The 13,817-nt window shown below is 70.4% G+C and carries 10 protein-coding genes and 1 tRNA gene; 10 read left to right on the forward strand and 1 reads right to left on the reverse strand.

All coding sequences use genetic code 11. The features are described 5' to 3' along the window. Positions 1–50: 50 nt before the first annotated feature. The 7 genes from tkt to ACH4RC_RS29925 all read left to right on the forward strand — a co-directional run bounded on the left by tkt (position 51) and on the right by ACH4RC_RS29925 (position 10,554). Positions 51–2,147 (forward strand): transketolase, encoded by a 2,097-nt coding sequence (tkt, locus tag ACH4RC_RS29895; RefSeq protein ID WP_398206428.1) that lies wholly within the window; start codon positions 51–53, stop codon positions 2,145–2,147. A gap of 49 nt (positions 2,148–2,196) precedes the next feature. Continuing rightward, entirely contained in the window at positions 2,197–3,324 is a 1,128-nt protein-coding gene (tal, locus tag ACH4RC_RS29900; protein ID WP_398206430.1) for a transaldolase, read from the forward strand. Continuing rightward, positions 3,321–4,853, forward strand: a complete 1,533-nt coding sequence (gene zwf, locus ACH4RC_RS29905; protein ID WP_398206432.1) for a glucose-6-phosphate dehydrogenase — start codon at positions 3,321–3,323, stop codon at positions 4,851–4,853. The genes tal and zwf overlap by 4 nt, the downstream gene beginning before the upstream one ends. Further along, entirely contained in the window at positions 4,850–5,893 is a 1,044-nt protein-coding gene (gene opcA / locus ACH4RC_RS29910; RefSeq protein ID WP_398206434.1) for a glucose-6-phosphate dehydrogenase assembly protein OpcA, read from the forward strand. Before zwf ends, opcA begins: the two co-directional genes overlap by 4 nt. Next, complete coding sequence (gene pgi, locus ACH4RC_RS29915) at positions 5,886–7,544, forward strand: glucose-6-phosphate isomerase (RefSeq protein WP_398206436.1); 1,659 nt, start codon at positions 5,886–5,888, stop codon at positions 7,542–7,544. Before opcA ends, pgi begins: the two co-directional genes overlap by 8 nt. A 6-nt stretch (positions 7,545–7,550) precedes the next feature. Beyond that, a complete protein-coding gene (gene gnd / locus ACH4RC_RS29920; protein ID WP_398206438.1) occupies positions 7,551–8,435 on the forward strand; it encodes a phosphogluconate dehydrogenase (NAD(+)-dependent, decarboxylating) in 885 nt (294 codons plus the stop codon). A 436-nt stretch (positions 8,436–8,871) separates the two neighbouring features. Further along, entirely contained in the window at positions 8,872–10,554 is a 1,683-nt protein-coding gene (locus tag ACH4RC_RS29925; RefSeq protein WP_398206468.1) for a fibronectin type III domain-containing protein, read from the forward strand. A gap of 61 nt (positions 10,555–10,615) precedes the next feature. Here ACH4RC_RS29925 and ACH4RC_RS29930 read toward each other — a convergent pair. Continuing rightward, positions 10,616–10,700, reverse strand: a tRNA-Leu gene (locus tag ACH4RC_RS29930). A gap of 196 nt (positions 10,701–10,896) precedes the next feature. Between ACH4RC_RS29930 and ACH4RC_RS29935 the strand changes: the two genes are divergently transcribed. The 3 genes from ACH4RC_RS29935 (at position 10,897) to ACH4RC_RS29945 (ending at position 13,648) form a co-directional block, all read left to right on the forward strand. Continuing rightward, a complete protein-coding gene (locus ACH4RC_RS29935) occupies positions 10,897–12,222 on the forward strand; it encodes a M20/M25/M40 family metallo-hydrolase (RefSeq protein WP_398206440.1) in 1,326 nt (441 codons plus the stop codon). Between the two features lie 175 nt (positions 12,223–12,397). Further along, positions 12,398–12,631 (forward strand): chaplin ChpH, encoded by a 234-nt coding sequence (gene chpH, locus ACH4RC_RS29940; RefSeq protein WP_398206442.1) that lies wholly within the window; start codon positions 12,398–12,400, stop codon positions 12,629–12,631. A 165-nt stretch (positions 12,632–12,796) separates the two neighbouring features. Beyond that, positions 12,797–13,648 carry a chaplin family protein gene (locus ACH4RC_RS29945; protein ID WP_398206444.1) on the forward strand — a complete coding sequence of 284 codons (852 nt, stop codon included), beginning with the start codon at positions 12,797–12,799 and terminating at the stop codon, positions 13,646–13,648. The last annotated feature ends 169 nt before the right edge of the window (positions 13,649–13,817 follow it).

Below are 13,817 nucleotides of genomic sequence, written 5' to 3' on the forward strand. Positions count from 1 at the left end.
CCGCCTCGCGGCACAGCAAGAGCACCACGGATGCGAAGGAAGTCATACAGATGAGCACGCAGACACCGAACGGCCTCGACCCCTTCGAGACCCCCTTCGAGTGGACCGATCTCGACCAGCGTGCCGTCGACACCGCCCGCCTCCTGGCGGCCGACGCCGTGCAGAAGGTCGGCAACGGCCACCCCGGCACCGCCATGAGCCTCGCGCCCGCCGCGTACACGATCTTCCAGAAGGCGATGCGCCATGATCCGGCCGACCCGGAGTGGACCGGCCGCGACCGCTTCGTCCTCTCGCCCGGCCACACCAGCCTCACCCTCTACACCCAGCTCTTCCTCTCCGGCTACGAGCTGGAGCTGGACGACCTGAAGGCGTTCCGCACCCAGGGTTCCAAGACGCCCGGCCACCCCGAGTACGGCCACACCGCCGGTGTCGAGACCACCACGGGCCCGCTGGGCCAGGGCCTCGCCAACGCCGTCGGCATGGCGATGGCCGCCCGCTACGAGCGCGGCCTGTTCGACCCCGAGGCCCCGGAGGGCACCAGCCCCTTCGACCACACCATCTGGGCGATCGTCTCCGACGGCGACCTGGAGGAGGGCGTCTCCGCCGAGGCCTCCTCGCTCGCAGGACACCAGAAGCTCGGCAACCTCGTCTTCCTCTACGACGACAACCACATCTCGATCGAGGGCGACACCGCCACCGCCTTCTCCGAGGACGTGCTGAAGCGCTACGAGGCGTACGGCTGGCACGTGCAGCGGATCACGCCGCGCGAGGACGGCGACGTCGACGTCGAGGCCCTGTACGAGGCGCTCGCCGCCGCCAAGGCCGAGACCTCCCGCCCCTCGATCATCGCCATGCGCACGATCATCGCCTGGCCCGCCCCGAACGCGCAGAACACCGAGGCCTCCCACGGCTCCGCGCTCGGCGCCGACGAGGTGGCCGCCACCAAGCGCGCCCTCGGCTTCGACCCCGAGCAGTCCTTCGTCGCCGAGGAGAAGGTCGTCGCCCACACGCGCGGCGCCCTGGACCGCGGCGCCGAGGCCCACGCCGCCTGGGACAAGCAGCTCGCCGAGTGGCGCGGTGCCAACCCGGACCGCTCCGAGCTGCTCGACCGGATCGTCGCGGGCCGCCTCCCCGAGGGCTGGGAGCAGGCGCTGCCCACCTTCGAGACCGGCACGAAGGTCGCCACGCGCGCCGCGTCCGGCAAGGTCCTCCAGGCGCTCGGCCCGGTCCTGCCCGAGCTGTGGGGCGGCTCCGCCGACCTCGCCGGCTCCAACAACACCACGATCGACAAGACGTCGTCGTTCCTGCCCGTCGGCAACCCGCTGCCCGAGGCCGACCCGTACGGCCGCACCGTGCACTTCGGCATCCGCGAGTTCTCGATGGCCGCCGAGATGAACGGCATCGCGCTGCACGGCAACACCCGCGTCTACGGCGGCACGTTCCTCGTGTTCTCCGACTACATGCGCAACGCCGTCCGCATGTCGGCCCTCATGCAGCTCCCGGTGACGTACGTCTGGACGCACGACTCCGTCGGTCTCGGCGAGGACGGCCCGACGCACCAGCCCGTCGAGCACCTGGCCTCCCTGCGCGCCATCCCGGGCCTGAACGTGGTCCGCCCGGCCGACGCCAACGAGACGGCCGTCGCCTGGCGCGAGATCCTGCGCCGCGGCTCCGTCAAGCCCGCCCCGCACGGCCTCGCGCTGACCCGCCAGGGCGTGCCGACGTACGAGACGAACGAGAACGCCGCCAAGGGTGGCTACGTCCTCGTCGAGGCGTCCAAGGAGACCCCGGACCTCATCCTCATCGCCACCGGTTCCGAGGTGCAGCTCGCCGTCGAGGCGCGCGAGACCCTGGAGGCCGAGGGCGTCGCCACCCGCGTCGTGTCGATGCCGTCCGTCGAGTGGTTCGAGGAGCAGGAGCAGGGCTACAAGGAGAGCGTCCTGCCCGCCGCCGTCAAGGCGCGCGTCGCCGTCGAGGCCGGCATCGGCCTGACCTGGTACCGCTACGTCGGCGACGCCGGCCGCATCGTCTCCCTGGAGCACTTCGGCGCCTCCGCGGACGCGAACATCCTGTTCCGCGAGTTCGGCTTCACCGCCGAGAACGTCGCCGCCAAGGCCCGCGAGTCGCTCGCCGCCGCCCGCGCCTGACCCTCCACCTCCCGCTAGAACGCTGTCCCGAAAGAAGATGAAGCAGAACATGAGCAACGCCGTCGCGCCCCTCAAGTCCCTCTCCGACGAAGGCGTTTCCATCTGGCTGGACGACCTGTCCCGCAAGCGCATCGACTCCGGCAACCTCGCCGAGGTCATCGAGAAGAGCCACGTCGTGGGCGTCACCACGAACCCGTCGATCTTCCAGGCCGCCATCGGCTCCGGCGAGGGCTACGAGGAGCAGCTCGCCGACCTCGCCGTCCGCAAGGTCACCGTCGAGGAGGCCGTGCGCATGATGACCACGGCCGACGTCCGCGCCGCCGCCGACATCCTGCGCCCCGTGTACGACGCGACGCAGGGCCGTGACGGCCGCGTCTCCATCGAGGTCGACCCGCGCCTCGCCCACGAGACCGAGGCGACGATCGCCGAGGCCAAGCAGCTGGCCTGGCTCGTCGAGCGCCCCAACGTCATGATCAAGATCCCGGCGACCGAGGCGGGCCTCCCGGCGATCACCGAGGTCATCGGCCTCGGCATCTCCGTCAACGTCACGCTGATCTTCTCCCTGGACCGCTACAAGGCCGTCATGGACGCCTACCTCGCGGGCCTGGAGAAGGCGCACGAGCGCGGCATCGACCTCGGCGGCATCCACTCCGTCGCGTCGTTCTTCGTCTCGCGCGTCGACGCCGAGATCGACAAGCGCCTCGACAAGGTCGGCACCGACGAGGCGAAGGAGCTGAAGGGCAAGGCCGCCCTCGCCAACGCCCGCCTCGCCTACGAGGCCTACGAGCAGGTCTTCGCCGGTGAGCGCGCCGCCGAGCTGGCCGCCGCCGGTGCCAACAAGCAGCGCCCGCTGTGGGCCTCGACCGGCGTCAAGGACCCGGCCTACAAGGACACCCTGTACGTCGACGAGCTGGTCGCCCCGGGCACCGTCAACACCATGCCGGAGGCGACCCTCCTCGCCACCGCCGACCACGGCGACATCCACGGCGACACCGTCACCGGCACCTACGACGCCTCCCGCGCCGAGCTGGCCGCCGTCGAGAAGCTCGGCATCTCCTACGACGAGGTCGTCAAGCAGCTCGAGGACGAGGGCGTCTCCAAGTTCGAGATCGCCTGGAACGACCTGCTCGCCACCGTCCAGACCCGCCTCGCCGGCAAGGACGGTGCGGGCAAGTGAGCGTCACCGCCTGGCAGAACCCCCTGAGGGACCCGCGCGACCGGCGTCTGCCGCGTATCGCGGGCCCCTCCGGGCTCGTCATCTTCGGCGTCACGGGCGACCTGTCCCGCAAGAAGCTGATGCCGGCCGTCTACGACCTGGCCAACCGCGGCCTGCTCCCGCCGGGCTTCTCGCTCCTCGGCTTCGCCCGCCGCGAGTGGGAGGACCAGGACTTCGCGCAGGTCGTCCACGACTCCGTACGCGAGCACGCCCGCACCCCCTTCCGCGAGGAGGTCTGGGCCCAGCTCGCCGAGGGCATGCGCTTCATCCCCGGCGACTTCGACGACGACACCGCGTTCAAGCAGCTCCGTGACGCCGTCGACGACCTGGACGAGAAGCGCGGCACCAGCGGCAACTACGCCTTCTACCTCTCGGTGCCGCCGAAGTTCTTCCCCAAGGTCGTCAAGCAGCTCAAGAAGCACGGGCTCGCCGACGCGCCCGAGGGCTCCTGGCGGCGCGCCGTCATCGAGAAGCCCTTCGGCCGCGACATGGAGTCGGCCAAGGACCTGAACGCGATCGTGCACGAGGTGTTCGCCCCGGAGCAGGTCTTCCGGATCGACCACTACCTCGGCAAGGAGACCGTCCAGAACATCCTGGCCCTCCGCTTCGCCAACCAGATGTACGAACCCGTCTGGAACCGCTCGTACGTCGACCACGTGCAGATCACCATGGCCGAGGACATCGGCATCGGTGGCCGCGCGGGCTACTACGACGGCATCGGCGCCGCCCGCGACGTCATCCAGAACCACCTGCTCCAGCTGATGGCGCTCACCGCGATGGAGGAGCCCGCCTCCTTCGACGCCGAGTCCCTCGTCACGGAGAAGCTGAAGGTCCTGCGCTCCGTCCGGCTCCCCGCCGACCTGGAGACCTCGACCGTCCGCGCCCAGTACGCGGCCGGCTGGCAGGGCGGCGAACGGGTGAAGGGCTACCTTCAGGAAGACGGCATCGACCCCAGGTCGAAGACCGACACCTACGCCGCCGTGAAGCTGGAGATCGACAACCGCCGCTGGGCGGGCGTCCCCTTCTACCTGCGCACCGGCAAGCGCCTGGGCCGCCGCGTCACCGAGATCGCGGTCGTCTTCCAGCGCGCCCCGCACTCCCCGTTCGACTCCACCGCCACCGAGGAACTCGGACAGAACGCGATCGTCATCCGCGTCCAGCCCGACGAGGGCATGACCGTACGCTTCGGATCGAAGGTCCCGGGTACCTCGATGGAGATCCGGGACGTCTCCATGGACTTCGCCTACGGCGAGTCGTTCACGGAGTCCAGCCCGGAAGCGTACGAAAGGCTGATCCTGGACGTCCTGCTGGGCGACGCCAACCTCTTCCCCCGCACGGAGGAGGTGGAGGAGTCCTGGCGCATCCTCGACCCGGTCGAGGGGCACTGGGACACCCACGGCACGCCCGCCCGGTACGCCTCGGGAAGCTGGGGCCCGAAGGAAGCGGACGAGATGCTCGCACGAGACGGACGGAGCTGGCGCAGGCCATGAAGATCGACCTGACCGACACCACGGCAAGCAAGATCAACAAGGCGCTCGTCCAAGGGCGCCGCGAAATCGGGACCCCGGCCGTGGGCATGGTCCTGACGATGGTGATCGTCACCGACGAGGAGAACGCGTACGACTCGATCAAGGCCGCCGAGGAGGCGTCCCGCGAGCACCCGTCCCGCACCCTCGTCGTCATCAAGCGCACCGCCCGCACCCCGCGCGACCGGCAGGGCAACCGCCTCGACGCGGAAGTCAGGGTCGGCTCCGACGCGGGCACCGGCGAGACCGTGATCCTGCGCCTGCACGGCGAGGTCGGCAAGCACGCCGACTCCGTCGTCCTGCCGCTGCTGCTGCCCGACGCCCCGGTCGTCGTGTGGTGGCCGGTCGAGGCCCCGGACGACCCCGCCAAGGACCCGCTCGGCGCCCTCGCCGCCCGCCGCATCACCGACCTGTACGCGGACGAGGACCCGCTCAAGGCCCTCGACCGGCGGGCCGCCTCCTACGCGCCCGGCGACACCGACCTGGCCTGGACCCGCCTCACCCCGTGGCGCTCCATGCTGGCCGCCGCCCTCGACCAGGCCCGCGCCGACATCGTCTCCGCGGCCGTCGAGTCCGAGGCCGAGAACCCCAGCGCCGAGCTGCTCGCGCGCTGGCTCGGCTCCCGCCTCGGCGTCCAGGTCGAGCGCGTCACCACGGGCGGCCCCGTCGTCACCGCGGTCCGCCTCGGCACGGCGGGCGGCGACATCCGCATCGACCGCCCCGAGGGCCCCCTCGCCACGCTCACCCTCCCGGGCCAGCCCGAGCGCACCCTCGCCCTCAAGGTCCGCTCCACCGCCGAGCTGATCGCCGAGGAGCTGCGCCGCCTCGACGCCGACGAGATGTACGCCGTCGCGCTGCGCGGGGACACCGCCGAGATCGGGCGGGCGCCGAAGGCCGACAAGAGCCCTCCGGCCCCGAAGGAGACTCCGGCCCCGGTGGGCACGGGCGCCCCGGCCGTCAAGAAGAACGCGAAGGCTTCCAAGGAGTCCGTAGACCATGCCTGACACCACCCCGCTCCTGACGCGCCGCCCGCAGTGGACCGCCCTCGAGGACCACCGCGCGAAGTTCAACGGCACGCACCTGCGCGAGCTGTTCGCCGACGACCCGCAGCGCGCCGAGCGCTACACCGTCCAGGTCGGCGACCTGCACATCGATTACTCGAAGCACCTGGTCACGGACGAGACGCTCGCCCTGCTCCAGGAGCTGGCCACCGCCACCGACGTGTTCGGGCAGCGCGACGCCATGCTGCGCGGCGACAAGATCAACACGACCGAGGACCGCGCCGTGCTCCACACGGCCCTGCGCGCCCCCGCCGACGCCGTGATCGACGTCGACGGCGAGAACGTCGTCCCGAAGGTGCACGCCGTCCTCGATAAGATGGCCGTCTTCGCGAAGAAGGTCCGCTCCGGCGAGTGGACCGGACACACCGGCAAGCGCATCAAGAACATCGTCAACGTCGGTATCGGCGGCTCCGACCTCGGCCCCGCGATGGCCTACGAGGCGCTGCGCCCCTTCACGGCCCGCGACCTCACCTTCCGGTTCGTATCGAACGTCGACGGCGCCGACCTGCACGAGGCCGTCCGCGACCTCGACCCGGCCGAGACGCTGTTCATCATCGCCTCGAAGACGTTCACCACGATCGAGACGATCACCAACGCGAAGGCGGCCCGCTCCTGGCTGCTCGCCTCGCTCGGTGACGAGTCGGCCGTCGCCAAGCACTTCGTCGCTCTGTCGACCAACGCCGAGAAGGTCTCCGACTTCGGCATCGACACGGCCAACATGTTCGAGTTCTGGGACTGGGTCGGCGGCCGGTACTCCTTCGACTCGGCCATCGGCCTGTCGCTGATGATCGCCATCGGCCCGGACGCGTTCCGCGAGCTGCTCGACGGCTTCCACCTCGTCGACGAGCACTTCCGCACGGCCCCGGCGGAGGCCAACGCGCCGCTCCTGCTCGGCCTCCTCGGCGTCTGGTACGGCAACTTCCACGGCGCCCAGTCGCACGCGGTCCTCCCGTACAGCCACTACCTGTCGAAGTTCACCGCCTACCTCCAGCAGCTCGACATGGAGTCCAACGGCAAGTCCGTGGACCGCCAGGGCCGCCCGGTGGAGTGGCAGACGGGCCCGGTCGTCTGGGGCACCCCCGGCACCAACGGCCAGCACGCCTACTACCAGCTCATCCACCAGGGCACCAAGCTCATCCCGGCGGACCTCATCGGCTTCGCCAGGCCGGTCGAGGAGCTCGGCGACCTGGCGGGCCAGCACGACCTGCTCATGGCCAACCTCTTCGCGCAGGGCCAGGCCCTCGCGTTCGGCAAGACGCCGGACGAGGTGCGCGCCGAAGGCGTGTCCGAGGAGCTGGTGCCCCACAAGACGTTCAAGGGCAACCACCCCACGACGACGATCCTCGCCACCGAGCTGACCCCGTCGGTCCTCGGCCAGCTCATCGCGCTGTACGAGCAGAAGGTCTTCGTCCAGGGCGCCGTCTGGAACATCGACTCCTTCGACCAGTGGGGCGTCGAGCTCGGCAAGGTCCTCGCCAAGCGCGTCGAACCCGCACTCACCGAAGGCGCGGAGGTCCCCGGCCTCGACGCCTCCACCCAGTCCCTGGTCACCACATACCGCGCGCTGCGCGGCCGCACCACCGAAGGTAAGTGAACTGACATGCAGCTTGGTCTCATCGGTCTGGGCAAGATGGGCGGCAACATGCGCGAGCGCATCCGCCGCGCCGGCCACACCGTCATCGGCTACGACCGCAACCCCGAGGTCTCCGACGTCGCCTCCCTCGCCGAACTCGTCGAGAAGCTCGAAGGCCCGCGCGTCGTCTGGGTGATGGTCCCCGCGGGCGCCGCCACCCAGTCCACCGTCGACGAGCTGAAGGAACTGCTCTCCGAGGGCGACATCGTCGTCGACGGCGGCAACTCCCGCTGGACCGACGACGAGAAGCACGCCGCCGAGCTGGGCGTCAAGGGCATCGGCTTCGTCGACTGCGGCGTCTCCGGCGGCGTCTGGGGCCTGCAGAACGGCTACGCCCTGATGTACGGCGGCACCGAGGAGAACATCGCCAAGGTCCAGCCGGTCTTCGACGCCCTCAAGCCGGAGGGCGACTTCGGCTCCGTCCACGCCGGCAAGGTCGGCGCGGGCCACTTCTCCAAGATGGTCCACAACGGCATCGAGTACGCCATGATGCAGGCCTACGCCGAGGGCTGGGAGCTGCTCGAGGCCGCCGACTCGGTGACCGACGTCCGCGAGGTCTTCCGCTCCTGGCAGGAGGGTACGGTCATCCGCTCCTGGCTGCTCGACCTCGCCGTCAACGCCCTGGACGACGACGAGCACCTCGGCAAGCTGCGCGGCTTCGCCGCCGACTCCGGCGAGGGCCGCTGGACCGTCGAGGCGGCCATCGACCACGCGGTGCCGCTGCCCGCGATCACCGCGTCGCTCTTCGCGCGCTTCTCGTCGCGGCAGGAGGACTCGCCGCAGATGAAGATGATCGCCGCGCTGCGCAACCAGTTCGGCGGGCACGCGGTGGAGTCCGTCAAGGAACACTGAGTCCGTGTGTGAGGCGGCCCCGGTCCGGTGCGGACCGGGGCCGCTTCGGTTTCCTGGAGCTGCCTCAGCCGTCTGAGCCGTATCGACGACGGCGTGATGCCGCCGAGGCTTCTTGTCGGCGACGCGCGAGAAGTCCGTACCGTCCGGCGGGGTCGCTCCCGAGACGAACGGCCGTATCCGCGACGGCGGGCCGACCTGAACCGGGAGCGGCAACCTACCGCGCGTGCCGCGCCGCCGGGCTGTCCTCGCCCGGACGAATCCCGGTCCGTCCGGCCGTGCCGGCCACCTTGACAACGGCATTGGTCCATACCAACTTATGGGGTCACACGTTCCACCCGGTTCGCGCACGTCCCGAAGTCCCCCAAGTCCCTCTTCAGCACAGGGAGTTCGCGTGTCCCCACACCGAACGCAAGGCCGCACCAGCCGCACCGGACACATCAGACGCACCGCGGGCACCGGCAGGACCCGCCTCCTCGCCCTCGTCGGCTCCGCCGTCCTCGCCCTGGCCGGCGCCGTCGCGCTGCCCGGCACGGCGCAGGCGGCCAACGTCCTGTCCGACCCCGGCTTCGAGTCGGGCTCGCTCGGCTCCTGGAGCTGCACGGGCAACCTCGGCTCGGTGGTCTCCAGCCCCGTCCACGGCGGCACCAAGGCCCTGGCGGGCGCGGCGAGTTCGAGCGACAACGCCAAGTGCGGCCGCACCGTCGCCGTCCAGCCGAACACCGCGTACACCCTCTCCGGCTGGGTGCGCGGCAACTACGTCTACCTCGGCGTCGACGGCGGCGCCTCCACATGGACCCAGTCCCCGTCCACGTACACGCAGCTGACCGTCAAGTTCACGACCGGCGCCTCGCAGACCAGCGCCACGCTCTACACCCACGGCTGGTACGGGCAGGGCACCTACTACGCCGACGACCTCAGCCTCGACGGGCCGGGCGGCAGCACGGACACCCAGGCGCCGACCGCCCCGACGGGCCTGACCGTCACCGGCAAGACCTCCAGCAGCCTCTCCCTGTCCTGGGGCGCGGCGAGCGACAACGTCGGCGTCACGGGCTACGACATCTACTCCGGCGGCAGCAACAAGCTCGCGACGGTCAGCGGCACCTCGGGCACCGTCTCCGGCCTTTCCCCGTCGACCGCGTACAGCCTGACCGTCAAGGCCCACGACGCGGCGGGCAACAGCTCACCCGCCTCCAACACCGTCAACGCGACCACGGACGCGGGCACGGGCCCCGGCCCCGGCTTCAAGCAGGCCGCGCCCTACCTCTACACCGGCTGGGGCGACCCGCCGAACCCCACCACTGTCATGAACGCGACCGGCGTCAAGTGGTTCACCATGGCCTTCATCCTCTCCTCGGGCGGCTGCAACCCGGCCTGGGACGGCCAGCGCCCGCTCACCGGCGGCCAGGACCAGAGCGCGATCAACGCCGTCCGCGCGGCGGGCGGTGACATCGTCCCGTCCATCGGCGGCTGGAGCGGCAACAAACTCGGCCCCAACTGCTCGACGCCCGAAGCGCTCGCGGGCGCCTACCAGAAGGTCATCGACGCCTACCGGCTCAAGGCCATCGACGTCGACATCGAGAACACCGACGAGTTCGAGAACACCGTCGTCCAGGACCGCGTCCTGAACGCCCTGAAGATCGTCAAGGCCAACAACCCGGGCCTGCGCACCATCCTCACCTTCGGCACCTCCACCACCGGACCGACGTACTACGGCAACCGCCTCATCGAGCAGGCCAAGGCGCTGAACGCCGATATCGACGTCTTCACGATCATGCCGTTCGACTTCGGCGGCGGTGCCGACATGTACGGCAACACCGTGAACGCCGCCGAGGGCCTGAAGACCAAGCTCAAGTCGGTCTTCGGCTGGGACGACGCCACGGCCTACGCCCACCTCGGCATCTCCGGCATGAACGGCCTCAGCGACCAGCAGGAGGTCACGACCCCCGCCATCTGGACGCAGGTGAAGGACTGGGCGAACAGCAAGCACATCGCCCGCCTCGCCTTCTGGTCGGTCAACCGCGACCGCCCGTGCGCGGGCGGCGGCGTCGCCGAGAACTGCTCCGGCATCAACCAGGACACCTGGCAGTTCACCAAGATCACGGCAGGCTTCACCGGCTGACCGATCCGGCTGAACGGCACAAGAAGAAAGGCCCCAGGAGAACCTGGGGCCTTTCGCTCTGTGTCCGAGGGGGGACTTGAACCCCCACGCCCGATAAAGGGCACTAGCACCTCAAGCTAGCGCGTCTGCCATTCCGCCACCCGGACAAGGTGTCTGCCGCCTCTTTGCGGGGTGTTTCCCGCGGCGACACAGAGAACATTACCAAAGAATCCGAGTGCTCCGATCACGCCGCCCACCCGGCGGGAAGTCCTGTGAACGGCGCGTGACGAGCATGGCCCGGCCTTGGGCGCGAGCCCCCGTGGAGGGAGGATGAGGGGGATCCACTGGGAGAGAGGAACAAGCGTGAGCGAGTCGAGCACGGGCAGGGCCGTCTCCGGACAGGACGAGGTCGTCGACCTCTGCCGTGAACTGATCCAGATCGACACCAGCAACTACGGCGACCACTCGGGTCCGGGCGAGCGCAAGGCCGCCGAGTACGTCGCGGAGAAGCTCGCCGAGGTCGGCCTCGAACCGAAGATCTTCGAGTCCCACCCGGGGCGCGCCTCCACGGTCGCCCGCATCGAGGGCGAGGACCCGTCGCGGCCCGCCCTCCTCATCCACGGCCACACCGACGTCGTCCCGGCCAACGCCGTGGACTGGACCCACCACCCCTTCTCCGGCGAGGTCGCCGACGGGTGCGTGTGGGGCCGCGGCGCCGTCGACATGAAGGACATGGACGCGATGACCCTCGCGGTCGTCCGCGACCGGCTGCGCACCGGCCGCAAGCCCCCGCGCGACATCGTCCTCGCCTTCCTCGCCGACGAGGAGGCCGGCGGCACGTACGGCGCCCACCACCTCGTCGACCACCACCCCGACCTGTTCGAGGGCGTCACGGAGGCGATCAGCGAGGTCGGCGGCTTCTCGTTCACGGTGAACGAGCAGCGGCGGCTCTACCTCGTCCAGACGGCCGAGAAGGGCATGCACTGGATGAAGCTGACCGTGGCCGGCACCGCCGGGCACGGGTCGATGATCCACCGGGACAACGCGATCACCGAGCTGTCGGAGGCCGTCGCCCGGCTCGGCCGCCACCGGTTCCCGGTCCGGGTCACCAAGACCACCCGCGCCTTCCTCGACGAGCTGGGCGACGCGCTCGGCACCGAGCTCGACCCCGAGGACATGGAGTCGACGCTGGCCCGGCTCGGCGGCATCGCCAAGCTCATCGGCGCGACGCTCAGCAACACGGCCAACCCGACGCAGCTCAACGCCGGTTACAAGGTCAACGTCATCCCCGGCGAGGCCACCGCACATGTCGACGGCCGGTTCCTGCCGGGGCACGAGGACGAGTTCCTCGCCGACCTCGACCGCATCCTCGGCCCCGAGGTCCGGCGCGAGGACGTGCACGCGGACAAGGCCGTGGAGACCACCTTCGACGGGGCGCTCGTCGCGGCCATGCAGACCTCCATCGCCGCCGAGGACCCGATCGGCAAGACCATCCCGTACATGCTCTCCGGCGGCACCGACGCCAAGTCCTTCGTCGAGCTGGGCATCCGCAACTTCGGCTTCGCGCCGCTCCAGCTGCCGCCGGAGCTGGACTTCGCGGGCATGTTCCACGGCGTCGACGAGCGCGTCCCGGTCGACGGGCTCAAGTTCGGCGTCCGGGTGCTCGACCGGTTCATCGACGCGTCCTGACGGCTTTCCCGCGTCAGGGCGCGCGTCAACCTGGCGTGTACGCCAACATTCGGGCGGCTGTACGCAGTTGCCCGGAAAGAGTGAAAGGAACGATCAGCTCGTAGCCCTACCGGTTCCCCCTCGTTACAGGGAGTGCAGTCCGCGGCTGGGACTGCATTGCCAATGAGGAGGAACAATGATCAAGAAGGTCGTCGCCGCCGTGGCTGCCACCGGTGGTCTCGTGCTCGCGGGTGCGGGCATCGCCACTGCCGACGCCGGTGCCCAGGGTGCCGCCGTGAACTCTCCCGGTGTGCTGTCGGGCAATGTCGTCCAGGTGCCCGTCCACGTGCCGGTGAACGTCTGCGGCAACACCGTCAACGTGATCGGGCTGCTGAACCCCGCCTTCGGCAACACCTGCGTCAACGACTGACGTTGTTGTGCCTCATCCCTTGAGGGTCTGAGTCCTTCGGCCCCGGAGCGCGCTCGTGCGCTCCGGGGCCGAAGGGCGTTCGGCGCGGCGCAACCGGCCCCGCGCCTTCGGTAGTGCCCGCTCCTTCGGTAGTGCTTGGGCAGAGTTTGAAGGCAGGAAACAGCTATGCGACAGGTCACACGCAAAGGCCTGATCACCGTGGCGGCCGCGAGCGGCGTGCTCGCGGTCACCGGTGGATACGCGCACGCCGACGCGGGTGCGCAAGGGGGTGCGTCCAACTCCCCGGGCGTCGCCTCCGGCAACGAGGTGCAGGCCCCCGTGCACGCGCCGGTCAACCTGTGCGGCAACACGGTCAATGTCGTCGGGCTGCTCAACCCGGCCATGGGCAACAACTGCGGCAACGCCTCCCACGGGAGCGAGAGCGGCGGCAAGGGACACGGTGGCAAGGGCCACGGTGGCAAGGGCGGCGGCGGGCGGGGTGGCAGCGGCTCGCACGACGGCGGGTACGGCAGCGACTCGCAGGCCCAGGGCTCCACGAGCAACTCGCCGGGCGTCGGCTCGGGCAACAACGTGCAGGCCCCGGTCGACGTGCCCGCCAACGCCTGCGGCAACTCGGTCAACGTGATCGGGATCGGCAACCCGGTCTTCGGCAACGAGTGCGGGAACCCCACCGAGCACACCCCCGAGCAGCCCGGCGAGCCCGAGCAGCCCCCGGCGGAGCCGCACGAGCCGGGCACCCCCGACAACCCCGACGACCCCGAGAACCCCGAGAACCCCGACAACCCGGACACCCCCGGCACGCCGGGCACCCCGGAGACCCGCGGCGGCCACTTCGTCGGCGAGAAGCCGGACACGCCGAACCGGCCGGAGGCGCAGAGCGCCGTCGAGGCGCCCGAGTCCGAGTCCCAGCTCGCCATGACCGGCAGCTCGCTGCCGCTCGGCGCGGCCATCCCGGTGGGCGCGGGCGCGCTCCTCGCCGGCGCGGTGCTGTACCGGCGGGTGCGGGCGAACGCGTGACGCACTGAGCCCGGCAGACAGCACGCAGTACGCGACAGCCAGCAGTCAGCAGGAGTGGAGCGGGGCCCCCGGGGGGCCCGCACCACTCCGGCTGTCTGCTGGCTGTCGCGGACAGCGTGCAGTCTGCCGGGCACCGGGCGTCACACGGTCGCCCGCCCCCCCCGGTCAC

This window comes from Streptomyces sp. NPDC016845 (genome assembly GCF_044332585.1).
In the GTDB taxonomy this organism is placed as follows: Bacteria; Actinomycetota; Actinomycetes; order Streptomycetales; family Streptomycetaceae; genus Streptomyces.